24 protein-coding genes are annotated in these 23,980 nt (G+C 64.6%); 14 read left to right on the top strand and 10 right to left on the bottom strand.

Going from position 1 to position 23,980, the window contains the following annotated elements:
* The first annotated feature begins 102 nt into the window (after positions 1 to 102).
* The 3 genes from AB4Y68_RS07150 to AB4Y68_RS07140 all read left to right on the top strand — a co-directional run bounded on the left by AB4Y68_RS07150 (position 103) and on the right by AB4Y68_RS07140 (position 1,359).
* Positions 103 to 432 (top strand): NIPSNAP family protein, encoded by a 330-nt coding sequence (locus tag AB4Y68_RS07150; RefSeq protein WP_441454825.1) that lies wholly within the window; start codon positions 103 to 105, stop codon positions 430 to 432.
* The gene (locus AB4Y68_RS07145; protein WP_441454824.1) at positions 429 to 809 is read left to right on the top strand and encodes an antibiotic biosynthesis monooxygenase family protein; all 381 of its coding nucleotides are present in this window, start codon (positions 429 to 431) and stop codon (positions 807 to 809) included. Before AB4Y68_RS07150 ends, AB4Y68_RS07145 begins: the two co-directional genes overlap by 4 nt.
* 109 nt (positions 810 to 918) lie before the next feature.
* Positions 919 to 1,359 carry a hypothetical protein gene (locus tag AB4Y68_RS07140; protein WP_441454823.1) on the top strand — a complete coding sequence of 147 codons (441 nt, stop codon included), beginning with the start codon at positions 919 to 921 and terminating at the stop codon, positions 1,357 to 1,359.
* 98 nt (positions 1,360 to 1,457) lie between these two features.
* On the opposite strand, the gene AB4Y68_RS07135 is transcribed toward AB4Y68_RS07140, so the two are convergent.
* Together AB4Y68_RS07135 and AB4Y68_RS07130 are read right to left on the bottom strand one after the other, a co-directional pair.
* Positions 1,458 to 1,880 (bottom strand): hypothetical protein, encoded by a 423-nt coding sequence (locus AB4Y68_RS07135; protein WP_441454822.1) that lies wholly within the window; start codon positions 1,878 to 1,880, stop codon positions 1,458 to 1,460.
* A gap of 31 nt (positions 1,881 to 1,911) precedes the next feature.
* Positions 1,912 to 3,504, bottom strand: a complete 1,593-nt coding sequence (locus AB4Y68_RS07130) for a Fic family protein (protein WP_441454821.1) — start codon at positions 3,502 to 3,504, stop codon at positions 1,912 to 1,914.
* Between the two features lie 543 nt (positions 3,505 to 4,047).
* Between AB4Y68_RS07130 and AB4Y68_RS07125 the strand changes: the two genes are divergently transcribed.
* From AB4Y68_RS07125 to AB4Y68_RS07110, 4 genes are all read left to right on the top strand, one after another.
* On the top strand, positions 4,048 to 6,609 hold the full coding sequence (locus AB4Y68_RS07125) for a M1 family metallopeptidase (RefSeq protein ID WP_441454820.1): 2,562 nt from the start codon (positions 4,048 to 4,050) through the stop codon (positions 6,607 to 6,609).
* A 352-nt stretch (positions 6,610 to 6,961) separates the two neighbouring features.
* Positions 6,962 to 7,945 (top strand): proline iminopeptidase-family hydrolase, encoded by a 984-nt coding sequence (locus tag AB4Y68_RS07120; RefSeq protein WP_441454819.1) that lies wholly within the window; start codon positions 6,962 to 6,964, stop codon positions 7,943 to 7,945.
* 175 nt (positions 7,946 to 8,120) lie between these two features.
* Positions 8,121 to 8,381, top strand: coding sequence for a hypothetical protein (locus AB4Y68_RS07115; RefSeq protein ID WP_441454818.1), 261 nt, complete (start codon positions 8,121 to 8,123; stop codon positions 8,379 to 8,381).
* Complete coding sequence (locus AB4Y68_RS07110; RefSeq protein ID WP_441454817.1) at positions 8,378 to 8,584, top strand: hypothetical protein; 207 nt, start codon at positions 8,378 to 8,380, stop codon at positions 8,582 to 8,584. Before AB4Y68_RS07115 ends, AB4Y68_RS07110 begins: the two co-directional genes overlap by 4 nt.
* A 117-nt stretch (positions 8,585 to 8,701) precedes the next feature.
* On the opposite strand, the gene AB4Y68_RS07105 is transcribed toward AB4Y68_RS07110, so the two are convergent.
* Positions 8,702 to 10,234 (bottom strand): nitrilase-related carbon-nitrogen hydrolase, encoded by a 1,533-nt coding sequence (locus AB4Y68_RS07105; protein ID WP_441454816.1) that lies wholly within the window; start codon positions 10,232 to 10,234, stop codon positions 8,702 to 8,704.
* 165 nt (positions 10,235 to 10,399) lie between these two features.
* Positions 10,400 to 10,963, bottom strand: coding sequence for an SOS response-associated peptidase family protein (locus AB4Y68_RS07100; protein WP_441454815.1), 564 nt, complete (start codon positions 10,961 to 10,963; stop codon positions 10,400 to 10,402).
* Positions 10,964 to 11,406: 443 nt separating this feature from the next.
* Between AB4Y68_RS07100 and AB4Y68_RS07095 the strand changes: the two genes are divergently transcribed.
* The 5 genes from AB4Y68_RS07095 to AB4Y68_RS07075 all read left to right on the top strand — a co-directional run bounded on the left by AB4Y68_RS07095 (position 11,407) and on the right by AB4Y68_RS07075 (position 16,233).
* On the top strand, positions 11,407 to 11,841 hold the full coding sequence (locus tag AB4Y68_RS07095; RefSeq protein ID WP_441454814.1) for an excalibur calcium-binding domain-containing protein: 435 nt from the start codon (positions 11,407 to 11,409) through the stop codon (positions 11,839 to 11,841).
* 548 nt (positions 11,842 to 12,389) lie between these two features.
* On the top strand, positions 12,390 to 12,605 hold the full coding sequence (locus AB4Y68_RS07090) for a DUF4287 domain-containing protein (protein WP_441454813.1): 216 nt from the start codon (positions 12,390 to 12,392) through the stop codon (positions 12,603 to 12,605).
* 670 nt (positions 12,606 to 13,275) lie between these two features.
* On the top strand, positions 13,276 to 14,169 hold the full coding sequence (locus AB4Y68_RS07085) for an SDR family oxidoreductase (protein WP_441454812.1): 894 nt from the start codon (positions 13,276 to 13,278) through the stop codon (positions 14,167 to 14,169).
* Positions 14,170 to 14,316: 147 nt separating this feature from the next.
* Positions 14,317 to 14,556, top strand: coding sequence for a hypothetical protein (locus AB4Y68_RS07080; protein WP_441454811.1), 240 nt, complete (start codon positions 14,317 to 14,319; stop codon positions 14,554 to 14,556).
* A 78-nt stretch (positions 14,557 to 14,634) separates the two neighbouring features.
* Complete coding sequence (locus tag AB4Y68_RS07075) at positions 14,635 to 16,233, top strand: hemerythrin domain-containing protein (RefSeq protein ID WP_441454810.1); 1,599 nt, start codon at positions 14,635 to 14,637, stop codon at positions 16,231 to 16,233.
* A gap of 75 nt (positions 16,234 to 16,308) precedes the next feature.
* Here the strand turns inward: AB4Y68_RS07075 and AB4Y68_RS07070 are convergent, their stop codons facing one another.
* Together AB4Y68_RS07070 and AB4Y68_RS07065 are read right to left on the bottom strand one after the other, a co-directional pair.
* Complete coding sequence (locus AB4Y68_RS07070; RefSeq protein WP_441454809.1) at positions 16,309 to 18,228, bottom strand: PAS domain S-box protein; 1,920 nt, start codon at positions 18,226 to 18,228, stop codon at positions 16,309 to 16,311.
* A gap of 490 nt (positions 18,229 to 18,718) precedes the next feature.
* Positions 18,719 to 19,375, bottom strand: coding sequence for a DUF6766 family protein (locus tag AB4Y68_RS07065; RefSeq protein ID WP_441454808.1), 657 nt, complete (start codon positions 19,373 to 19,375; stop codon positions 18,719 to 18,721).
* 319 nt (positions 19,376 to 19,694) lie between these two features.
* Here AB4Y68_RS07065 and AB4Y68_RS07060 point away from each other — a divergent pair, with 319 nt between their 5' ends.
* Both AB4Y68_RS07060 and AB4Y68_RS07055 read left to right on the top strand, forming a co-directional pair.
* The gene (locus tag AB4Y68_RS07060) at positions 19,695 to 20,276 is read left to right on the top strand and encodes a DUF4142 domain-containing protein (RefSeq protein ID WP_441454807.1); all 582 of its coding nucleotides are present in this window, start codon (positions 19,695 to 19,697) and stop codon (positions 20,274 to 20,276) included.
* Between the two features lie 8 nt (positions 20,277 to 20,284).
* Positions 20,285 to 20,743, top strand: a complete 459-nt coding sequence (locus tag AB4Y68_RS07055; protein WP_441454806.1) for a hypothetical protein — start codon at positions 20,285 to 20,287, stop codon at positions 20,741 to 20,743.
* Between the two features lie 347 nt (positions 20,744 to 21,090).
* Here AB4Y68_RS07055 and AB4Y68_RS07050 read toward each other — a convergent pair whose 3' ends face one another.
* From AB4Y68_RS07050 to AB4Y68_RS07035, 4 genes are all read right to left on the bottom strand, one after another.
* The gene (locus tag AB4Y68_RS07050) at positions 21,091 to 21,354 is read right to left on the bottom strand and encodes a DksA/TraR family C4-type zinc finger protein (RefSeq protein WP_441454805.1); all 264 of its coding nucleotides are present in this window, start codon (positions 21,352 to 21,354) and stop codon (positions 21,091 to 21,093) included.
* A gap of 226 nt (positions 21,355 to 21,580) precedes the next feature.
* Positions 21,581 to 22,561, bottom strand: a complete 981-nt coding sequence (locus AB4Y68_RS07045; protein ID WP_441454804.1) for an ATP-dependent DNA ligase — start codon at positions 22,559 to 22,561, stop codon at positions 21,581 to 21,583.
* Positions 22,558 to 23,121, bottom strand: coding sequence for a DNA-3-methyladenine glycosylase (locus tag AB4Y68_RS07040; RefSeq protein WP_441454803.1), 564 nt, complete (start codon positions 23,119 to 23,121; stop codon positions 22,558 to 22,560). The genes AB4Y68_RS07045 and AB4Y68_RS07040 overlap by 4 nt, the downstream gene beginning before the upstream one ends.
* 184 nt (positions 23,122 to 23,305) lie before the next feature.
* On the bottom strand, positions 23,306 to 23,950 hold the full coding sequence (locus AB4Y68_RS07035; protein ID WP_441454802.1) for a hypothetical protein: 645 nt from the start codon (positions 23,948 to 23,950) through the stop codon (positions 23,306 to 23,308).
* Positions 23,951 to 23,980 lie beyond the last annotated feature (30 nt).

Here is a 23,980-nt window from a genome sequence, read left to right as displayed (position 1 = left end):
TTCAAAATAGCATGCCCGCAACGAGCATGCTTCGGTCGCGACCAAAGCGTTGGCCCTGCATCTCAAGATAGGTTCATGGGGAGCGTACGGAGGCGCTAACCCATGATCACCTGCTTCATTCGTTATGAAATCAACCCGTTCAAAATCGACGCCTTCGAGACCTATGCGCGCAATTGGGGCCAAGCGATTCCACGCTGTGGAGCTGATCTTGTGGGCTATTTCGGGCCGCACGAGGGCTCGTCCACCACGGCCTACGGTGTGTACAATATCGAGAGCCTTGCCGCCTACGAGGCTTACCGCGCGCGGTTGCGCGATGACCCCCTGGGTCAGGAGAACTACGCCTTCGCAAAGCAGGAACGGTTTATCCAAAAGGAAGACCGCTTGTTCCTGCGCCTGGCCTCAGGGCCGCATGCACCACTGGTTGCACCATGATCGCGGTCATTTTTGAGGTCTGGCCTGCGGAAGGCCGGATGCAGCAATATCTCGACCTGGCTACGGCCTTACGGGATGAACTCGAAACCATTGATGGCTTCATTTCCGTAGAACGGTTTCGCAGCCTCAATGAGCCCGACAAGCTGCTTTCGTTGTCCTTCTTTCGGGACGAGACGGCTGTCAGGACGTGGCGTGAGCGTCCTCGCCACCGCGCAGCTCAAGCCAATGGACGTGCTGGGGTGTTCCGTGATTACCGACTGCGGATCGCCAGCGTCTTGCGCGACTATGGCATCCATGACCGCATGGAAGCGCCTGCTGATAGTCAAGCCGCTCATCAGCGGCTGACGCCAAAACGTCCGCTAGCCACCCCCAGCTGAAGTTGTGGGCGTCCGCTTTCGCGCCGTCTGGCCTAGGTCCGGTTTTGGGCCAGATGCCTATGTCGCAGATCGAACCGTTGCGGTCTCTTGAGCTCACTGCCACCCTGACATGATCATGCTGATCAAGGTCCAAACCAGAAAGTCTCTATTTTTCGTAGTGCTCACCGCAGCTTGCATGGTGGTCGGCCTATCACTCGCCATAGTGTTCCCACGCGAGAACGCCAGAGTACTCATGACCTTGACGCTGCTGATTTCTGCGCCGCTAACGTTGGCTGCTAGAAAAGCCCAACGTGAAGCTACTGTCGATTTTTCTTCCGTGCCCGCAGAGGAACGGAAGGCCTTCCTCGTCCAAAATTCGCTTTGGCTACTCACCTTTCTAGCTGGTCTTGGAGCAGTAGGGTGGTGCGCCGTTGTTGGCCCGCCGTTTGGTTCGCGTGCGGCCTTCGGCTTTGCTGCATTTGTGGTTGGCGCCGTGGGTTGGGGCATGATGTGGAAAACGTCGATTGAACACGGTGCGAGACTTATCGCGACGCGCAGCGATGTCCGCTAGCCACCCCTAACGGAATTTAGGAGCGTCCGCTTGCTGGCCCGTGGAGGGAGCCGTGGACGCCGCCAAAACACAAACTTGGCGCGCGCTGTCCACGTCGATCAGATTGTTTCTGCCTGTTGGGCAGGGTCCGGATCAGGCTCATCGAGGTCGCGCCCGGCTAGTCGACGGCGGACCGTCTTCATCAGATCGGTGTTCAGGCGCGGTCTATCCCAGGCGCCGGTAGCTGTCCGTACGCCCGCCAGTTCTTCAGGGAAGCTCAGATAGGTGAAAACCCGATCAACGACCTCGATCATCAGGGCCTTCATCTCGTCGTCGGAGATACGGCTGACATCCGTCCAGGGAATTTCTCCATAGGGCGTCATGACCGTCACGTCGGTGTAGTCTCCGGCTGCCGAGCGCGGGAAGGTCCCGGCGTGCAGGGTCTCAAGGCCTGTGTTGCGGACGCAGGTTTCCACGATCGCCAGCGCGAGACGCTCCGTGTCGCGCCGCTCCTTCGCAGTCGTTTCATCGGTCAACAGCATGCCTTTCCTGTCAGATCTCATGTGATCCGCCTCATGTCCCCGAGCGGAAGGCTGGAGGACGTCCCTCCGTTCGTCCGGTCGGTCGGTCGGCGGCGGGCGCATCCCGCCCCACCATATCCCCCAGGAATTCGGCGAACGGGACGATGTTCTGGTTGGCGCTCGCTTCTTCCAAAGCGGCCATATAGCGGTCGCGTTCCTGGACAGGGATCACCGTCCATGGATATCCGCCGGCCGCCAGCATCAGATTCATCAGAAAGCGGCCGGTGCGGCCGTTTCCATCGATATAGGGATGGACATAGACGAAGATGAAATGGCCCAGGACCACGCGGACTGCCGGGTCAGGTTCGGCCGCCAGCAGTTCGAAAAGGACCGGCATGACGTCCCGGACTGCGTCGGCGTTCATCGGCGTATGGCGGGATCGGCGGATGAAGACCGGATCGCTGCGGTAGCCTGCGAGACTGGCGGCGCCGACAAGACCGGCAGTGACGCTGGGGGTGAAAAGCTCCCGATACCAGGTTCCGTGATCGTGATCGGCGACGTCGCCTGGATTGTCGCCCTTGAGCACCCGCTCCAGGCTCGTCTTGACGGCCTGGAAGGCCTGCCAGTAGCCCCGGGCGGCCAAGGCGTCCCTATGCACCCGGTCCGCCGCATCGATGTCGGGGTTCCACTCGCCTGAACGGACGCGCTGGATCAGGGCGGCGCTGACCCGGTAGCCTTCGATCGACAGCGAATGATAGGCGTCGGTCTCGTAGAGATCGTCCACATGGTCGAGATAGGCTGCGATCCGAGCTGTATCGACCGGGCCGGGCGAGATCGGGAAGGCCGCCGGAATGTCGCGACGCATCGTCTCCCACATCATCCTGATGCGCTGGACGTGGGGGGAGGTTTCGCGGCGAGGTCCGACGGGCTCCAGTCGGGCTTCGAACGGATCATGCTCGCGAACGTCGTAGCCGGCGGCCTTCATGGCCGAGAGGATGTCGTCGGCCTCGCGGGTGCGGCCGATGTTGCGAAACGCCCCCGCGAGCCGGCCGGCCACAGCCGATCTTCCCCCCTCAAGCAGACGTTCCAGCACGCCGGAGGCGTCGCGCTGCATGGACAGGACGGTCCGGAGTTCGGTGGGGCTGTTTACGAAGGCCGAAGGGGCGGCCGCCACCAGGGCCGCCTCGGCGCGATAGACGCGCAGACCGTTCAGCACGTCCTGATCACGGCCCTCGGCAGGTGCGACCCGCAGGTCGTAGATCGAGGTGTCATGCAGGAAACTGGTGGGATGTCCGCGGCCCTGGGGGCTGCGCACCAGGAGTTGCCGCGGCACCGTCCACTGGCCGGCGTGCAGCAGGAGGGACTGTTCGGGCGATAACGACCAGGCCTCGCCGAACCGTTCCGTCAGATAGTCCCGCACGAAATCCCAGTAGGAGGCGTACCAGGCGGTGCTTTCTCCGACGCTCGCGTCGGGCCGGGTTGCGATATACCAGCCCTTGATGACCGGCTGCAGGAAGCCGCTGCGGACGAGCAGGGCGCGGTCTTTTTCCCTTAGAGCGTCCGAACGGATGGCCTGGCGACCGGCTTTCTGAAACCCGTGGAGCGCCTCAAGGGCATTGGCCAGCTTTTCCTGAGGGGTGGCCATGGCGTTTGGAGAATCCTGTCGGAGAGCGATTTGTACCGATAAATCGTGCGGAGATAATTTCGCTTTTAATGACGTATCATATTTCGCTTATTCAACGAGTAAAAATTCACTTTTAATGCGCGCGATATTTCGCGTTTAGCCGGAGTTGGCATTTCTGCCGTAGGCCGCGGGCCCCTCTGCCCATCACGGGACATTGGGGGCGAGCCTGCAAGGAGACGTCGTCGGCGTGTATCCAACTGTGCCTGCGGGCGCATGTCGAATAACCCCGTTCCGTCCGTTGGGGCAGTATGTCGCCATCGGCTACCTGCCTGATATGCAGGATGGAGGAGGGAGGGCGACAGACGATAAACGACATGCGAGCCGTCGGTGCTGACCTCTTAACCAATTTGACATACCGCCGATACCGGCGCGATGTGTCCGACTTGCGGGGGGAATGCGATGATCCGGCGTGGTTGGCTTCCATTTACGTGCGCCGCGGCCCTGGCCATGGGTTCGGCTGGCGCGGCGTCAGCCGCTCCTGCGCCGGCAGGGGCGATGGAGATCGTGGGCGCTCGCGAACGGGAGGTTCTTCCTGCGAACGCCCGCCCCGAACGCTACGCCATCGAACTGTCGCCGAACCTCGACACCCTGACCTTTACCGCAAAGGCCCGGCTTGCGTTCCAGGTGCTTCAGGCGACCGACAGGATCACGGTCAACGCCGTCGACCTGACCTTCATCAAGGCCGGCCTGGTCGATGGCGGGGCCGTCGCCCGGATCGAAACGGACCCCGCGCTGGAGCGCGTCAGCTTCGTGTTCGATCGCCCGCTGGCGCCGGGAGATCATGTCATTGAGGTAGCCTACGGCGGCAAGATCAACGAAAGCGCCACTGGCCTGTTCGTCAGCCGCTACCAGATGGACGGCGTGGCCAAGACCATGCTCATGAGCCAGTTCGAAGCCGGCTATGCGCGGCAGTTCGCTCCGATCTGGGACGAACCAGGTCTGAAGGCGGTCTTCGAACTGGCCCTGGTCGTGCCGGACGATCTGGACGCCGTGTCCAATATGCCCGTGGCGTCCGTGGCCCCGGGCGACGCGGGAATGAAGCGCGTGACGTTCCAGCCCAGTCCGAAGATGTCGTCCTATCTGATGTTCGTCGGGGTCGGCGAGATGGATCGCATTACGACGACCGTCGCGGGGGTCGAGATCGGGTCGGTGACCCGACGCGGCGTCGGCGAACAGGGGCGATACGCGCTGGGCGCGCTGGGCCAGATCCTGCCCTTCTACAACGATTATTTCGGCACGGCCTTTCCGCTGCCGAAGCTGGATCAGATCGCCGCCCCCGGTGCGGGCACATTTGGCGCAATGGAGAACTGGGGCGCCATCCTCTATTTTGAACGCGTCATGCTCGTCGATCCCGCGCTGACCACCGAGGCCGACAAGCAGTATGTCTATGTCGTCGTCGCCCACGAGGTCTCGCACCAGTGGTTCGGCAATCTGGTGACCATGGACTGGTGGGACGACCTCTGGCTGAACGAGGGCTTTGCCTCCTGGATGAAGAACAAGGCGACCGACGCCTTCAATCCGGACTGGAACATCTGGCTGCAGACCCAGTCGACGGTTGATCAGGCCATGGCGCTCGACTCCCTGACCGGCACCCATCCCATCGTCCAGCGCCTGTCGACGATCCGCGAGGTCGACAGCGCCTTTGACCAGATCACCTACCAGAAGGGCCAGGCCGTCATCCGGATGCTGGAGGCCTATCTAGGTGAAGCGGCCTTCCGGGACGGCATCCGCGCCTATATGGCCGAAAGCGCCTATGGCAACACCGTCACCGAAGACCTGTGGCGTTCACTGGAGGCCCATTCCGACACGCCTGTGACCGCCGTCGCCCGCGACTTCACCACCCAGGCGGGCGTCCCGTTGATCACGGTGGGCTCGATCCGCTGCGACGCGGGTACATCGGTGGTCGCCCTGACCCAGTCCCGGTTCGGGGCTGATGAATCCTCCAGAGCGCCCCAGACCTGGCGCGTGCCCGTCATGATCCAGACCGTCGGTTCCGACGTTGTCGCCCGGGCGGTGATCGAGAACGGCCATGCCGAGGTGCGGGTCCCGGGATGCGGCCCCGTGAAGGTCAACGCCGGAAGCACCGGCTACTTCCGCACGGCCTATCCCGCCGAGGCGATGGCGAGGCTTGAGGCGGCGTTCGGCGAACTTTCCGGGCTCGACCAGATCGGCTTGCTCAATGACGCCTGGGCCCTGGGCGCGGCCGGCTATTCACCCGCCTCGAACTATCTGGCGCTGGCGGCGTCGCTGGAAAACACCGCCGACCCCATGATCTGGAACGAGACGGCCGGCACCTTGGCCACCTTGGCCGACCTCTATGACGGTCAAGCCGGAGAGGCCGCGTTCGACGCCTTTGCACGCGACCGACTGTCGCCCTTGCTGGCTCAGATTAGCTGGGAGGTTCAGCCGGGCGAGCCGGCCAATGCGGCCATATTGCGCGAACGCCTCATTGGCGTCTTGTCCATGCTCGACGATCCTGCGGTCATCGCCGAGGCAAGACGCCGCTACGCGGCGGCCGACGCCGACCCGTCCGCTCTCCCTGCGGGCTTGCGAAACGTGGTGATCCGCGTGGTCGGAGCCCATGCTGACGCCGCGACATTCGATGATCTGTTGCAGCGGTCGCAAACGGCCGCCAGTCCGTTGGAGCGGAGCCTCTATCAGACCGCCCTGACCAGGGCCCTGGATCCGGCGCTGGGCCAGCGCGCCATCGATCTGGCCTTCAACAGCCAGACTCCCGCTCAGGACGCTTTTCTGATGGTGGCGAACCTCATTTGGCGCCACTCCGACCTGCTCTGGGACAAGACCATGGCCGACGCGACCAGGTTCCAGGAAATCACGCCGGAAGGCTTCCAGGTCGCGCTGCTGTCCAACATGGCCGCCGAGTCGCGCCGGCCGGGCCAGATCGATCTATTGCGGGCCTATGTAACCGCCAACTATCCCGGCGCGCCGCTCGGCGAGGTTGAACAGGCCGCTTCCAAGGCGGCGTTAGATCATCGGATCCAACACGATCAACTGCCGGAAGTGACGTCCTGGCTGAACAGCGACAAGAGCGTCGGTCGGCCCTAAGCGACAGCGGCCGGCCTAGCGTCATTTCACCCTCGGCTGAGGCGGCGCCGACCAGCCAGGATTCCAGGGGCGCATGGGCCTCCAGTCCCCCAGCCCGACCTTCTAAACGTCCGCTTCCGGCCGTTGAGGTCGATGTCTGCTTTACGGCGCCAGGCAGGGGGCCGTACTGGACCGAGGCCGTGTAAAAATGGCCTTGGCGGGGGCAGGTCGTAGGTCGCAGTGAGGCGCTGAGTTTGATCATCCGCGCTGATTGAGCCAACCTTGCTAAGGTGCAGGGGGCTCACTGATGGACGACGTAAAGACGCGGCGTGTCCTCAGGCGAACCGTCGCACCGACTTCGGGGAGACACGACATGACGCACCTGAGCCGTCGCACGCTCCTGGGGTTCGCGGGAGCGTTGGCTGTGGCGCCGCCGACTTTAGCGCGATCAGCGGCCTATCCCGACCCCGAGCGGGAGTTGATGGTGCCGGTCCGTGGCGGTCAGATATTCGTCAGAACAAACGGACCTTTAGACGGTCCCCATCCGCCACTGGTGGTCGCTCACGGCGGGCCGGGCGGCACTCATGGTTCCTACCTCGAACTCCTGCCGCTCATCAACGAGCGAGGACTGATCCTGTACGATCAGCTTGATAGTGGCCGGTCGGACCGGCCGAACGATCCGGCGAACTGGACCGTCGATCGCTTTGTCGACGAACTTGAACCGATCAGGGAGGCGCTGGGCGTGCCCCGCTGGCACGTGATGGGTCACAGCTGGGGCGGTACGGTCGCGCTGGAGTATGGCGCGCGCCAGCCCCCCGCGTTGGCGGGGTTGTGCCTCGCCAGCCCGTTGATCTCTACGCGAAGCTGGCTGGGCGACACGAACGCCCTGCGTCGGACCCTCCCGGCTGACATTCAGACCGAGCTCGCAGCCTGCGAAACACCAGCGCCGCCGCCGGTTGATCGCTGTAGCGCGGCTGAGACGGAGTTCCTCAGGCGCTTCGGACAACGCCGCCCCGCGCCGGAGGCCTTGACCGCCTATCAAGGTCGCCCCGGAAATCGCGGCTCCAATCAAGATCTTTCCCGGGCCATGTGGGGATCCACAGAGTTCACCGCCACCGGCTCCCTGAAGGCCTACGACGGCGAACCGCTGCTGGCGAGGCTGGACGGGCCGCGCACCTTGTTCCTCGTAGGCCAGTACGACGAGGCCCGGCCTGCCACCGCCGCCCTGTTCGCCGAGCGCGTACCCGAGGCGGAGTTCGCTGTCGTTCCCGGGGCTGCCCACAGTCTGCATGTCGACCGCCCTGACGAGACCGTCGCGGTCCTACGCGCCTGGCTCCGTCGCCAAGACCTGCTGTAACGAAGCTTGAGCCATGCACGCTCCGGTCTCATCGCGAGCGCACAGCCTGGGGGTTTGCCCGTCGCAGGAGCGCGGCCGATCAACAGCCGGCTTTGGTCGCCTGGCGGCCCAGGACGACTGGATGACGTTCCGGACCACGCGTGGCCAGCCATGGGGCAAGCCTTGGGGAGTGATGATGACTGAGCTGGAGTTCTACCGTCTGGCAGCCCAGCCCGCGATTTTCGCCCTGGCGATGCTGTCGTTCCTGAAGGCGCCGTGGAGGGTTCGGCTTCTCGCCGCCGCCGGCGGCGCCGTGGCTGGCTTGGCTATCGGTTTGATCGGCATGTGGGCCGAGCGATCCGGCACGCCCTGGTGGCTGGGCTGGGCCGTGGCGGCGCCATTGGCGGCCCTGGCTGGTTGGCGCTGGATAAAGCGCCGAAAGGTCGGCGCGGGATGAAGCGGCTCAACCGCCTCTCTGATCAAGGAATCCATGCGCAGATCGTGGTCGGCCTGGCTCTAGCAGCAGGCGGCGTTCTCGTCGGCACGGGAGGCCGGACGCCCGCGCTGTTCCCTGCCGTGATGATCGTGGCGGGCGTGGTCGTGGGGATGTCCGGGGTGTTCGCGCTGATACGGCCGTCGGGCGCAGCGAATGATCGGTGACGTCTGGAGGAGGGGGGAGGCGCTTGGACAGGACAAGACCTCAGTCCTGGGTCACCGGCGGCGTGGTCCTGGTTGCTGCTGCATTCTACGGGGCCATCGGAAAGCGGCCGGCATGGCTCACGGGGGTGACGGCAGCTGCTGGCGCGCCATTGGCGGTCGCATCGTGCTGATGCAGCGGCCCAGGGGCCACAAAAGCAGTCCAATCGTCACCATGAAGCAAAGCCAGCCGAAGAGATCGCCGATCACCCGGTAGGGCGTCATGACAGGAGCCAGGGCGATCTGGCTGTGCAGGGTCGTAATCCCGTCGCGGACGTCCCGTTCTGCAAGGACGCGCCCTTGAGGGTCGTAGACGCCAACCTTTCCGTTTCGGGCGCTCCTCGCCACGGCGTAACCGTTCTCGATGCCGCGGAAGGCGGTCATGTGCGCGCCCATGTCCCCGTCGTTGCCGAAATCCCAAGCCGGCACCACCACGAGGCCTGCTCCGGCATAGGCAGCGCCGATGGACGGGATGTGCATGTCCTTGCAGATGGCCACGCCGACCTCACCGCCGGCGAGAGGCCAGCGCAGGGGTGTCTTGCCCGGCTGGTCCCGATCCTCTCTCCCCGGCACGAGCCTTTGCTTGTCGTACCAGCCGGTACGGCCGTCCGGCCAGGCGACCAGCGCCCGATTGCGATAGACCGGGCCGTTCTTGACCTCGATGCCGACGATGATCGTCGCCCCGCTGGTCACGGATGCATGCGAGACCTGAGCGGCGGCCCGTGCGGCCTGGTCGGCGTCGAGCAGGGCGATTTTCTCCGGAATGACCACCACGCCGCCGGGCGTCGCGGCGCCGGGAATGGCGGGACCGTAGAGCGCCCAGACGAGGTCCCACCGGTGCGGGATGCCTTCGAACCGGTTGCTGGCCACGATCCCGATCGGGACGGATGGGCCGAGAGGCGCAGCGCCCAACCGGGCCGCTGAAAAGAGGGCCGCCGCAAACAGAACGAGACCGGCCGCCAGGCCAGCGCGCAGGGCTTCCGCCCTGGCGGGCCGGTAGGCGAGGATCAGGCCGGCCATCGACCCCGGAAGCAAGATGAGAAAGACGACGGCTGGCACGCCGCCGATTGCGCCGCCCTGGGCCAGGGCCGGCATCCCCATCTGACTGTAGGCGAGACTGCCTGCGGCGCCATGGGGAGAGACGATCAGCGTCACCATCTCCATCGCCGCGACCGCAGTGGGCAAGACCATGCCTGCGAGAAACACCGGCAACCGCCGCGTGGCGGATATCGTCAGCCGGGTCGCCAGCATCCAGGCGCCGATGCGCAGGCCCGCGATCGCGGCGGCGCCGACCCAGCCGGTCTGCTCGACATAGTAGGAAAGCACGCTGGTGACGGCGATCGCCCCGGCGAGGGCTCCGACGATCCGGCTGGCGCGCGCGGACTGCGCCGCAGCGATCAGCAGGGGGATTGGCGCAAGCCACGGCGCCCACCACAACGGATGCAGGGCATAACCGGCCGCCAGGAGGCCGCCGGCGACGCTGGCTAGACCCAATCCCGCGAGCCAGCTGATCCGGCCGGTAAAGCTCAGCGGCATTCCCGACTTCAACTCCAGGGCGCCGCTGCCTGACGGAGGCGGCGAGGGCGTCGGGCAGTTCTCAACAGGCTGCTTCAAGGCTCGTCCCTGATGCGTTCCCATTCCTCCGGCGTCAGCGCGGCGCTCATGACCGCGTCGACCTCCGGCAGGTAGGACATCCACATCGGTCTCCCCTCGGAGGAGGCGTCCGCCGGACGTCATGGAGACGGCAAAGGGCGCGGGCGGCGCGGTCGCGGCGCGGTTTCACGGGTATGCCCTTTCGACGTTGAGCGCGCCCGACGGCGAAGGCGTGAGGATCAGCTCTTCCGGCGCCGTCAGGTCGAGCCAGTGGACGCCGGCGCCGGGCGGCAAGACGACGATCTGCCGGTCGTGGAAGGGCGCAATGTCCGGACCCGGGGCCGTCGTCAGCATGGCGAAGGCGCCTTCCCTGACGATGCCGGCGATCCAGAACCACGGCTGGTCCGCCATGGTGAAAAGCCATTTGGTCTTCTTGCCCTGTACCCGGGGCTCCGTGAACTCGTAGAAGCCGTCGGCCGGGATCAGGCAGCGGGTCGAGCTCGAGAAGGAGCGGCCGTCAGATCGAAAGTTGAAAACCGGCTTTCCGGCAGGACCCTTCCAGGCCCAGGGCGTCATGGCCAGTTGCGGCGAGCCGTCGGCCAGGGTGACGACAGGGGCGCTGTCGCCGATATGGTAGTCGGCGGGCGCGAGGTTCGGAAAGCCGCCGGAGAAGGCCAGTGACCGGCCGGCGTCGCGAAACGGCGCCGCGAGCTGTTTGGCGGGGACGTGCAGGCGGTAGTTGTTGCACATGGGCGGAACCTGACACGCCGTTCTCCCATTGTGGAGTCGTAACGGGCGAGTAGCGGCGGCCCGACGACAAGCGCTCTGGATCCCTTCCTTGACTATGGCCTCTCGCCCTTGGCGGCGGGGGGCTTTTTTTGATCGGGTATCCGCGCGCTGTCGGCTCCTTGTCGCGGTGCTCGTTCATCTCACACCAGGTCGGCCAAGTTCAGACCCATCTCCTGCCGTCCCATGATGGGAGGGGGAGGGGGGGAGGGATGCCGCATGACTCGACTTCCGCAACTACGGCGGGCTTACTCCTTGGTTCACCTGGGGAGGGCAAATGAAGCTCAAAGCACTCGGCCTTTTCGCCGCCGCCGCCGCCATGACGCTGGCGTCCGCGAGCTACGCCGGCTCGCACCGCTCGTCGGGCTCCCGTCCCCACTACAGCGGCAGCCGTCACTCGTCGTCGCATGGCGGGTCCTATCGGGGCGGACGGGGCTCGTCGCACCGTGGCGGGCACTACGCAAACCGATCAGGGGCTCGCCAGTACGGCGCCCATAGCGGCCGTCGACACTAGCATGAAGCTCGCCCTCATCGCGGCGTCGGCCGCAGTCCTGGCTCTGCCGGTTGCGGTTTCGGCCCATAGCGGCGGCGTCAACGCCGATGGCTGCCACAATAACCGGAAGACGGGCGACTATCACTGTCATGGGGGCGGACGGCGAAGCTCCGCTCCGGCACGGCCTCAGGGCCTGATCGGAAGTGCGCCCTCAAAGCGAGGCGGCGGCGCGTATGCGAACTGCGCCGAAGCCCGGGCGGCGGGGGCCGCTCCGATCAGGCGCGGCCAGCCCGGCTATGGCGCTCACCTCGACCGCGACGGAGATGGCGTCGGGTGTGAGCGGGGCTGACCAGGTCTGCAGCCCCGATAAGGCGACGCCATGGACGAGGGCGACGATCGTCATTTCCGCGCAGGCCAGCTCATATGCAAACGCTTCGGAGTGATGATGCGGTTGAACGCTATGCCCCATGGTCGACACAGGACCCCAGGCGATCCTCGAAACACTGGCCTCACGCCACTCAGCGCTGGGGGAGCGGATCAGGCAGACAATCCGCGTATGCGAGACCCAGAGGGAAGTGCTGCGGTTGCGCGATGACAACCGATCGGCGCGCGCTCAGATGGCCGCAACGTGGAGCATCCACCTTCAATTTACCTAGTCCAGCGAATGCTTGTGTTCTGGTCCTGAACCACAAGCCGGGGGCGTTGCGTCTGGCGACGACAAAGGTGCGGATACAGTGATCGAGCGGATGCTCAACCTGATCAGGCGAGCGAAAGGGGCTCATGATGCTGGTCATGGCAACTACCGCAACGTCGGCGAGACGAACCTCGCGTGCATTTCCTGCACGATGTCTGTGACCTAAGCTGCACCAATTCACCCCTGAACCTCAGGAGTTCCCCGTGGCCGATAATCTAGTGGTGGGACCTGCGTCCTACTTTCCGTCCATCGAGAAGAAGTATGGACGTCCGATCTCTGATTGGCAGGAAATTGTCCGCAACGCCTATCCTGCCAAGCACATGGAACTGGTGGCGATGCTGAAGAATGATCATGATCTGGGGCACGGACACGCCAATGCCATCGTCGCCTATACCTTGGCCGAGGACGGCCTGAGATGACTACGTGACCCCTCGCGCCCCACACCGAGGTTCACATTATCGAGACTAAGAAGCAGGCTCGGCAAATCTGGAATCCATGTGCAGATGGCGGGCCCGCCTTTCCAAGGCGGATCGCGCCCGTGGCCGGCGCCTCTCGTCTAAGCCCCGCCAAGGCCGTTCATGCGTGAAGTGCGGCTCTTTCGGCTCCTCCATCAGAAGGACCCGCTCCGAGGCGGAATGGCCTGCTTTGTTTTGGGGGCCGGTTTATCCCTCGGGGACATCCTAGCGGCCCGCCAGGCAGCTGTTGAAGCGACGAAAGCCCGCTCCGGGCAAAACCGGAACGGGCCTCGAAGGCGGAGCCTTTTTGCTCGACGCGACGATCAGTCCCGGACCAAGCCTAAGCCGGTGTCTGATCCCAGATTGAGGAACGGTGGCGGCGCGGAAAGGTTGCCCTCTGGAGCGGACCCCTGCGCCGGCCAGCCAACTCCTTAATCCTCTTTCGCTGAAGACCCGGCAGAGACCCCGGGCTTGTGCATACCTCGACGGCAGGTCCCTTGGGATGGAGCGGCAGAGACGAAGGACCCACCCGAGAGGAACGGCAGCTCAAGAGGCTCGCGCCAACTCGAGCGCGGAACGCGCCGCCTTCCAAACGACTTAGCGCAGGGTCCGTTCAATGTTCAGAGATTTGGCCATGCCCGACCGCTTGAAGATGCAGGATCCGCGTCATCAGTATCCGCAGCCGCCATTTCCCGGCCAGCCGCAGCCCGCCCCTGGCCTGGCATCCCAGATGGAGCCCAAGCCCGATCACGGCGAGGATAGCTACCAGGGCTCAGGACGGTTGAAGGGGCGAAAGGCCCTGATCACCGGCGGGGATTCCGGCATCGGTCGCGCCACGGCCATCGCCTATGCCCGCGAAGGCGCCGATGTGGCTATTGGCTACATGCCCTCGGAAGAAGTCGACGCGAAGGATGTCATCGCTCTGCTCGAGAAGGCAGGGGTGAAAGCCCTGGCCCTGCCCGGCGACATCTGCGACGAAGGTTGGAACGCGACGATGGTGAACCGAGTGCTCGACGCTTTCGGCGGGCTGGACATCCTGGTCGTGAACGCTGGGCATCAGCAGTTCCGCGAGGACATATCCCATGTTTCGACGGACGATTTCGACGCGACGCTCAAGAGCAACCTCTACGCTCTGCACTGGCTTTGTCAGGCGGCCGCGCCTCATCTGCCGCCTGGCGGAGCCGTCATCACCACCGCATCGATCCAGGCCTATGAGCCGTCTGACATCCTTCTGGACTACGCCACGACCAAGGCCGGAATCGTCGCTTACACCAAGGCGCTGGCCAAGCAGATGATTGAGAAGGGCGTGCGCGTGAACGCCGTCGCCCCCGGCCCGTTCTGGACCGCGCTGCAGCCCAGCGGCGGCCAGCCCCAGGAAAAGGTCGAGAAATTCGGCGCCCACAGCGCCTTCGGCCGCCCTGGCCAGCCGGTCGAGATCGCCCCGGTCTATGTTCTGCTGGCGTCACAGGAAGCAAGCTTCGTCACCGGCGAGGTCTGGGGCGTCACCGGCGGGGCCGGAATCGGCTGATTGATAAACGCGAGGGGCACATCGCTCCGGTCCAGGTCGAGTCCGACAGTTGAACGAAGGATCGTCCATCCAGCCGACGCCAAGCCTGGTGCCTTGCGGAACCAAAGATGCTGACCCGACCTGAATCCCCTTCGTCAGGAGGCGCTCATGTCGACGATGAAGAAGCTGATCCGGGCGCAGGCTGGCTTTAAGCTGGAGCGGATCGAGCACCTGGGGGCCAGACAGCGAAGAGAAGTCTGGTTTAAATTGTCGAGTGGTCGAGCCGCGCCTGGACGCATCATTGCTGATGAAGCCGAGGCGCAGTTGGCCTTTTCCCGTGAAGTGGCCGCCTTGCTGGAGGACCCCTTCACAATGGGGCGGATCAGACAGGGCGCGCTGGACCATTGAGAACGAATCCTTCGCCAGCCGGGCACAGGGACGCCCGCAGCGATAGGCCCGGGGCCGCGGCAGCCAGAGCCAATGAATATGGCGACGCTGGCGTCGTGCAGTGTCGTTGTGCCGTATCTCAACCGCGACGCTGAAACTCTCAGGCCACGAGCCGATTATCCCTCTGTCTCAATCGAACAGCAGGTGACGATCATGCAGAACGCGGACGAGCACGCTGGATTAGGCGTGACTCAGACATCATCGACGGAGCTCACGGCGGCTGCGGGAAAGCAACTCCAGGCGGGGGGAAGGGAAGACGAGGCTCCGGGTGGAGCCACGTCATCCGTTGGCAAGCCAGCCAGTCCGTCCAAGGCGGGAGGAAAAACCTTGAGCAAGGGGAGGGGGAACGGCGCAGATTCCACCGACGCCATTGCGTTGCTCAAATCTGATCACCGCCGGGTGGAAGGTCTCTTTGCGGAATACGAAACGGCCTCCCCTCCGCGCAAGCAAGAACTGGTCAGCCAGATTTGCAGGGATCTGATTACTCATACCATTCTGGAAGAAGAGATCTTCTACCCCGCTTGCCGCAGGGCGGCCGCCTCCGACGACGAGCCCCTGGACGAAGCCCAGGTGGAGCATGACAGCGCCAAGCTTCTGATCATAGAGCTTCTTGACGGGCGGCCGGATGACGGTTTTCGCGATGCCCAGGTCAAGGTGTTGTCGGAGCAGATCAAACACCATGTCGCCGAGGAGGAGGCCGCCGGAACCGGCATCTTCGCCAAGGCGCAGGCAGCCGGCGTCGACACCGCCGAGCTGGGTCGACGTATCCAGAAGAGACGGCGTCGGCTTGATGAGCAGGGCGGACCTCTTCGTCCAACCCGGCCCGTGTCGTTCCAGCAACTTCAAAATACAGATTCATCAGGCGAGGAGTTTGACATGGCTAGACATCAAGGTCCCGAGCGCGACGAACGCGGCCGTTTCATCGGCGATGACGACGATCGCGGTTCGCGAGGCGGCTATTCTTCAGCCGGATCTCGCGGGGGCGGCTCGAGAGAGGACGACGATCGTCGCGAAGGCCGCGGGCGGAGCGGTTGGTTTGGCGACCCCGAGGGCCATTCCATGGCGGCGCGAAGCCGCGGCGAGAGCCGCAGCTACGAGGATGACCGGCGTGATTACATGGGGTCTGACGACCGGCGTCGCGACGACGAGGGCCGCTACATGAGCCGTGACGATGACTACCGGGCTTCGGGAAGGCAGGAGGTCGGTGGTGACGGGCGCCGCGGATGGTACGGAGATTCTCGCGGCCACGCTGAGGCCGCTCGCCGCGGCTGGGATGAAAGGGGCAGGTCATCGCGGGACGACGACGTCGGCCGCTCCTCCCGGGAGATGTCTGATCGTGAGAGGGATGATCACGGCCGATTCATGAGCCATGACGATGATCGCTCATACCGCAGTCGCGAACGAGATGATGACATGAATCGCTCCCGTTCCGGAGACGACGGCGACGGACGGGGTTGGTATGGCGATTCCCGGGGTCATGCAGAAGCTGCGCGACGCGGTTGGGAAAGCCGCGGGAGGAACGAACATTACGATGACAATCGTTCCTCGGGTCCCTCTGATCAGGGCCATGGGGGATGGTTCGGGGACTCCCGTGGGCATGCGGAAGCGTCCCGGCGTGGCTGGGAACACCGCCGTTAACTGAGAAGGCGCAAGGACGACTGCGGCGACCCGCGTGCGGGTCGCCGTTCTTTGCCGAGGCGCTGCGTCCCAGGTCTAGGCCATGGTCGCCGCAACCGCCTTGGCGAGCTGAGCCTGGGAAAAGGGCTTGGAAAGCCGGGGCAGGCTGACTCTGAGAGCGCTGCTGTCCGGGTCGAGATCCGCATAACCCGTGGCTAGAAGGACCGGCAGGTCCGGTCGTCGCTGCCGCACGGCGGCTGCGAGTTCGGACCCCGTCATACCGGGCATCATTTCGTCGGTTACGATCAGGTCGATGTCGGGACGATTCCCAAGCGCGCGCAGCGCCTCCGCCCCGGACCTGGCTGCAATAACGGCGTGCCCGAGATCATCGAGCATCGCGGTCGTGTTGACGAGCACCAGATCATCATCGTCCACCACGAGAATGGTCGTCCTTCCCGTGGAGACGGTCGCGGACTCAGGGGAACGAACGACATGGCCCCGGCGCTGCTGCTCGCTGTCGGCGACGGGCAGCCAGAGATGCACGGTCGTTCCCCGATCCAGCTTGCTTTCAAGGACGACGGCGCCGCCCGCCTGAGCCGCGAGACCATGGACCATCGACAGACCCAGTCCGGTCCCCTTGCCGACGCCCTTGGTGGTGAAAAATGGCTCAGTGGCCCGGGCGAGCGTCTCGGGGGCCATGCCCGCGCCGTTGTCCGCCACGCTCAGCACCACGTAATCCCCGGCGGCGAGGCCGGAAGTCGCGCGGGCGGCATGCTCGCGCCGGGCCGAGACGGTCACTTTTCCCCCGCCCGGCATGGCATCCCTGGCGTTCACCGCTAGATTCAGAATCGCGGCCTCCAGTTGGCAGGGGTCGGTCAGGACGGGCGGAAGATCGGGCGGCAATGATAGGCCCACCTCGATCGGACCGCCGATGGTGCGCTGGAGAAACTCCAGCATTCCCCCGACAAGGTCGGGCAGGTCGACGGTTTCGATCTTGAGCTCCTGCTTGCGCGCAAAGGCCAGCATGCGCTCCGTGAGGGCGGTTCCCCGCTCAGCAGCCTTGATGGCGTTCTCGAGAAGCGGGGTGACGCGCGGATCGTCGGAGATTCGTTTGCGAACCAGTTCCAGGCTGCCGAGAATCGCCGCGAGGAGATTATTGAAGTCATGAGCGACGCCGCCGGTAAGTTGGCCCACCGCCTCGATCTTCTGTGACTGAAACAGGGCTTCGCGCGTGGCCGCGAGCTCCCGTTCCTGTTCCAATCGGGCCGTGATGTCGCGCGTGACCTTGGCGAAACCAATGACGTCGTTCTGCTCGTTCCGTATGGCGTCGATCACGACATGGGCCCAGAACCGGTCGCCCCCATTTCGGACCCGCCATCCTTCGGTCTCGAAACGACCTTCGGAGGCCGCGATTTCCAGGTTTCGTCGTGGCGCGCCTCCAGCCTGATCCTCGGGCGTGTAGAAACGCGAAAAATGATCGCCGATGATCTCCTCGGGCCGATACCCCTTGATCCGTTCGGCGCCGGCGTTCCAGCTCATGATTTCGCCTTGCCGGCCCAGCATGTAGATCGCGTAATCGGTGACGCCCTGGACGAGCATCCGGAGTTGCTCCTGGGTCTTGCGGAGGGCCTCCTGCGCCTGCATCCGTTCCGTTAGATCGCGGGTGATCTTGGCGAAGCCAAGGAGCTCTCCTTCGGGGCTTCGCACAGGGTCGATGACGACATGGGCCCACAGACGTGTGCCGTCCTTGCGAATCCGCCAACCCTCGGCCTCGAAGCGTCCCTCTTCGACGGCGCGGGCCAGGGCCTTCCGGGGCAGGTCTCTCGCGCGGTCTTCTCCTGTGTAGAATCGCGCAAAGTTCTCGCCGATGATTTCGTCTGCCTCATAACCCTTGAATCGCCGCGCTCCGGGGTTCCAGCTGGTGATGCGCCCATCCGTATCCAGCATGTAGATCGCATAGTCGGTGATGGATTCGATGAGGAGACGATATCGATCGTCCGTCGGGCTCTTGGCCATCTGCGGTCTCGATTTCAACTGACTTCCCCCCGCGGCCACGCGTCCAGCAACGTACGCCGTAGGACGTCGGTTCCGCGATGTCGAAGTCCAATAGCGTAGGAGCAATCCCTCCAGCCTTGGTCTCCCCGCGCCCCCGACTGCTGCCGCAAGCGCAATGCGACAGATTTTCCCGCGGCGCATCGATGTGCAGCCAGCACGTCCTCTAGGACCGTAGGAGGAACCATATCCAGGTCCCGGCGCTAACTCGGTGCACCCTCTCCGTCCAAAGGTGCACACGGCCCGGATTGCCAGCCCGTAGCGGCGGCGTCCGGGTCGTTCCTCCTTAAAGAAGCCCCTCAAAGCGGAACGCTTAGCTTGCCGTCGGGCATGACCGTTCGCCTTTGCGACCGCCCCACCTCTTCGTAGCCCGCCACGGCCCGCCGTTACGCCTGTACGTGCCGCGGCTGTGGGCCGCCCGAAGGTCACACAATGTCCCGGGTAGGCGAGGGGACTACTCACCTGTCTGGCGGTGAGGCGCATCGACAGGCTTGGATTCCGGCGATTCCCGCTGCCGCAGGTAGATGGACAAGACCACCAGCACTGCGGTGGAAAGGAATTCGCTCTGCCAGTTCTGGAAGGATTCGAACCAGAGCTGGGGATCGCCCAGATAGGCGACGACGCCTTGTGGGATTTCGCCATGCAGAACCGCTTCTTCTGCGGCGACCCGGGCGCTCTGGGTCCAGTGGATGACGAAGGACATGACGAACAGGAGAGCGAGCGTCAGGCCCAGCGACCGCGAATAGACGGCACGCGAGAAGGCCCCCCAGCGTAGGGCGGAAGGCGCGGAGGCGTCGCGGGCCTTACGCTCCAGATTGTCGTCGCGCGGCGGCGCATCCGGATTCCGGGACTCGGAGGATCCGCGCTGGATGAGAAGGGCGGTGAGGACGACATAGGCGGCCATCTGGAGGAATTCACTCTCCCAGTTCTCAAAGACGCTCGAGAGGAACTGCGGACTGACCACGTAGGCGGTGAGCGTGGATGCATCTTGACCATGACTGAGCGCATCCGAAATACCGACGCGCCACCCCGCCAGGGCATGACCCAGTATGCTGGCTGCGAAGAGCAGCATGAGAACGATGGTCAGCCCGTTGTCGCGCAATATCTGCATGGTCTTCTCCGCATTTTGTTGTGGGGCAACGTCGCGGTCGCGGTATCGCTCCCGAACCGTCAGGCTCCCAGAAGCCGATGCGGGGGCTGGCCAAGACTTTTGAAGCGAACCCAGGCGCGCCCGTCGGAATTCGACGCCTTTGGGCGGCCGGCCGAGCCGCCCCGGGAAGTCGTGCGCCGGGCTTGATGGCGGGGTTCGAACGCATCGAGGCGACTTGAAGCGTTTTGGAGCCGCCAGGAATTTGGCGGGAAAGGGCCGCAAAAGGGAAACCCCATTGCCGCCCGCGCGCTTCTGTAATCACACAAACGGGAGAACCGAGATGAAGCGTGACGCCCTCTTCGCCGCTGCTGCGGCTGCGTTCCTTGCCGCCTGCAGCCCTCAAGGAGGAAACAAGGCCGTAGACAAAACCCAGGACGCGATATCGGCGCCGGTCGGCCAGACCTCTGCAGCCACCCTGGGAAGCAACCTCGTGAGCGCCTATGTGCCGGCGGCCGCCATGGGAGACATGTATGAAATCCAGGCGGCGAATATTGCGCTCGAGCGCGGCGCTCGCGCCGATGTCAAAGCGCTCGCGCAGATGATCAAGACCGATCACACCGCCGCCAGTAACGCCTTGAAGGCGGCAGCGCCGACGGCCGCGCCGGGCGTCGCCCTCCCTACGGAGCTCGACCAGCGCCGCAAGGGGCTTCTGGACAATCTCCAGTCCGCCGCCGCAGCCGATTTCGACAGGGTCTATATCGATCAGCAGGTGGCCGCTCACCAGGAGGCCCTGACCCTGCATCGCGGCTTCTCGGACAACACCGACGCCCCGGTGCTCGCCGAGCATGCGCGTAGCGTCCTTCCTAAGATCGAGGCCCATTTGCAAAAGGCGCAGGAGATCCAGAAGGCTATATCCGCCTAGGTCAAAGCATGGCCCTGAGGCTGAAGATCTTTGAATGGTCGGACGGCTTTCACCGCTTCACCGTGGCGGCCTCCTCGCGGCCCAAGGCCCTGGCGGCGTGGGGCATCCAGCAGGATATCTTCGCCTCGGGTCTGGCTCGAGAGGCGCCGGACAGCGAGGACGCTGAGGCAGCACGCGCCGCTCCAGGCCAGGTCATGGAGCGCGGTCTGGTCGTCGACGTCGGGCAGGCTGAACCTCGCCCCGAAAAGAAGAATATCCCGGCCGGACCGACCGCCGCTCAGAGGCGCCGGGTCGAAATCCTGGAAGGCCAGTTGCAGGACCTCAAGCGGTCGCATGCCGAAGCCATGGGCGACCTGGAGCGCGACATGAAGGCCCTTGAGGGGCGGCAAGATGAAGAGCAGCAGCGTTTCGGCGACGCACAGGCCCGGCTTGTCCGCGATCTGGAAGCGGCTCGAGAGAAGCTCTGACCGCAATGATCGGGCTTTACGCCCGATCCATCACGGAGGTGAAGCCGAGGGAGTTGGCGTCGACAGGCTTTCTGGATGACGATGCCCGTGAGGGCGCCACATCCATCCATGCGGTGATGATCGATCGGCCGCGTTCGGAACTCTACGCCTTGGAGTTTCGGAACCTGCCCTTGTTCATGGTCGATGGCCGTTGCCTTGCCGAGGAAGGCAGGCGCTGGATGATCGCCGCGCCAGGCGGCGTCCACATCGATCTGGAGACCTCGCCTGCAGCGGCGCATCCATGGAGCCGCCCTCATTCGTTCTGCGCCGTCAGCGCCGCCGTGCGAACTTTGCGATCAGTGCGAGCCTTAACGGAGTTGGCTGTCTTTGCTGCCCCGGCGGTTGATGCCGCCTATGACTATCCGGCCATCGCGACCGGATTGACACGGAACACACGTCCTAACGCCTGGCATAGCCAGGCGCCGGGCTTCGGTAATGGCCTCACCGCATTCGACGCACTCCGCCGATCCAGGACCTGTCGGGATTCGAGCGCGAGCCGTGAGTACCCCGTCGACGACCGTGTCATGAATTTGGTCCAGAACGGCGCCGTCTCGGGTCCATCCGCCAGCCATGCTTCCTCCAACGAAAAGGACAATATGGTTATAGGGGCGTTGATCCAAGCGGCGCCGCAGATGCGCTCGAGTTCGTAGCTTTCGCACTCCATCTCGGGCTGCCGCCCCGGTCGTCGCCAATGGCGTCGTTGTTCCTTTCCCGGCCACCGCAAGCAAATCGCCGGACGCGATCTCCCGGGAAGACGTTGGGGGATGCTGCGCGAGCGGCGGCGAAGTGTTTTTGCGCTCACGACTTCAGTTGCTCCATCCGACACTGCTCCGCCGCCTTGTCAGGTCTGAAGCGCAGCAATCCTGTCCCATGACGGAAGCGCTCGTCCGTTACATAGTCGAACGACACCTCCACGACCATTTCGGGCCGCAGCGGTTCCCATTCGGCGGACTGGCCTTCGGACCAGCGGCTCGGCCCCCCTGGCGTCCGTCCGGTGAAGCCTGTTCCCCCTCTGAGCGCCTCTAGTCGATGGGTCAGTTCCGCCCTGTCGACGCCGGCGAAACCTGAGGTGAACCCGACATGGTTAAGGCGACCCGCGTCGTCGTAAAGTCCAAGAAGCAGGGAACCTGCGACGCGGCCGCTCCTGGCGTAGCGGAAGCCGCCGACGACGCAGTCGGCCGACCGTAGCCGCTTGATCTTCACCATCGCCCGCTCGCCCTCGGCGTAGGGGCCGTCCAGCCTTTTGGCGACGACGCCTTCCAGCAGGGCGCCATCGAGCCAGGCCTGAGCCTGGATCGGATCGGCCGTTCCCGGACTGAGCGTCAGCCCGACGTCGCCGTGGATCTCGGTGAACGCCTCCAGCCGCGCATGACGGTAGCTCAGCGGCTCTTTTCGAAGGTCAGCGCCGTCGGTATCGACCAGCATGTCGAAGACGGCTAAGGCGGCCGGTGTTTCGACAGCGAGGCGGCGAACACGCGACGCTGCAGGATGCAAACGCGCCTGCAGAACTTCAAAGGACCAGTCGTCGCCGGCCTGCGCCAGCAGTTCGCCGTCGAGTCCGAACCGGGCCTCGGGCACGGCTCTGAGACGCTCCACAACCTCGGGGAAGAACCGGTTCAGCGACTTGCCGGATTTTGCCAGCAGTTCCACCCGATCGTCCGCCTTGAAGGCCAGGCACCGGAAACCGTCCCATTTGGGTTCGTACCACCAGCCTGGCCCCTTCGGCAGCGCCCTTGCCGGCTGAGCTTCCATGGGCCTGGCTGCCATTATTTCGCTCATGCGGTCTCACCCTCCATGGCGCGGAAAAAGCGGGATCCGGCTTCGGCGAACCGCCAGGGCGTAGCAAGGCCGACGCTGATTCCGATCCGCCTGCCCCGGGTGATCGCAGGGGCGGAGGGCGCCATGGACATCGCCATCGGCGTCTCGAGGACGGACGCGCCGTTCAGACCGCTGTCGATCGCAAGAGCCTGACAGAGTTTCCCGGGGCCGGAGCAGAGATCGCGGGCGGTCGCAACACCGCGGCGCGCGCGCATGGTTTCAATGCCCACAGTCGGTTCGAGAGCGCGAACCAGGACAGCGCTGCCCGCATTCGACGCATCGCAGACGATGTTGAAGCACCAGTGCAGGCCGTAAACCCGATAAACGTAGGCCCGGCCGGGCGGTCCGAACATTGGCGCGTTGCGCGCGGTCGGCCCTCGAAAGCTGTGGGAAGCCGGGTCACCCGCGTCATAAGCTTCCGTCTCGACGATGCGGCCGCCCACACCATCGACCATTATGGTCGCGCCGATCAGTTCGCGGGCGACGGTTTCTGCGGGACGATCAAAAAACTCGGGAGCCATGCCTCTTCCAACGACTGGCCGTGACGCAGGCGCTTGAGGCTCGCCTGGGCTAGAAGAGGAAAGGCGACAATCGGATCTTTCGAGCGACATGGCTACATCGGCGAAAGTGGTTGATCGGCGCAGGCGGAAACCAGGGCGAGCAGAATAAAGCCCCCGCCGGCTTGGCGAGGGCTCCTGGCAAGGCTCAGCGATATCGCGAGCGTTCTTCGTTGATCTGGTCGATGGAGTAGGGATCGGATCGAGGATCAAAGGTTGTCCAGCCGCTCTGGCGATAGGCCTCGCCTCGCGTAGCCGCATCGAACCCCCGGCGGCCCTGGAGAATGGTTTCGACCCGGGCGCGATCAGCATCGGTCGTTTTGACGCTCACCAGGGTGCCGCCACGGCGAACCCCTTCTGCGTATACATTGGCTTCCTCGTCATTATGTCCAGCCTCTTTGAGTGCGCCGAGCAGGCCACCCGTGGCGCCGCCCGCTGCACCGCCAACGACCGCGCCCAGGGCTGCTGACGCCAGCCAGCCCGCGGCAACGACAGGGCCAAGGCCAGGAATAGCCAGCATGCCCAGCCCAGCCAGGATGCCCGCTCCCGCGCCGATTGCGCCGCCAGTCGCCGCGCCCTTGCCGGCTCCGTGGGCGACATCGTTCTCCCCGGCGCCGTTCCGATCGCCCAAGGCGCCATCCGCCCCGTCGATGCGGTCATGGCCGGAATGCCAGTTGTCGGCGTTGTTTGACACGATGCTTATGGAGGAGTGGTCAAACCCCGCCGCCTCGAGTTCAGCCACGGCGTCAAGCGCCTCGGCATGATGATCAAAAAGTCGCGTGACAGTAGCCATGAAGAGCTCCTTCAAAAGAGTGGGGAAAGG

This window comes from Brevundimonas sp. 2YAF1 (assembly GCF_052114745.1).
GTDB lineage: Bacteria > Pseudomonadota > Alphaproteobacteria > Caulobacterales > Caulobacteraceae > Brevundimonas.
Note: the sequence above shows the minus strand (reverse complement) of the source record. Positions and strands in the feature narration are given on the sequence as shown.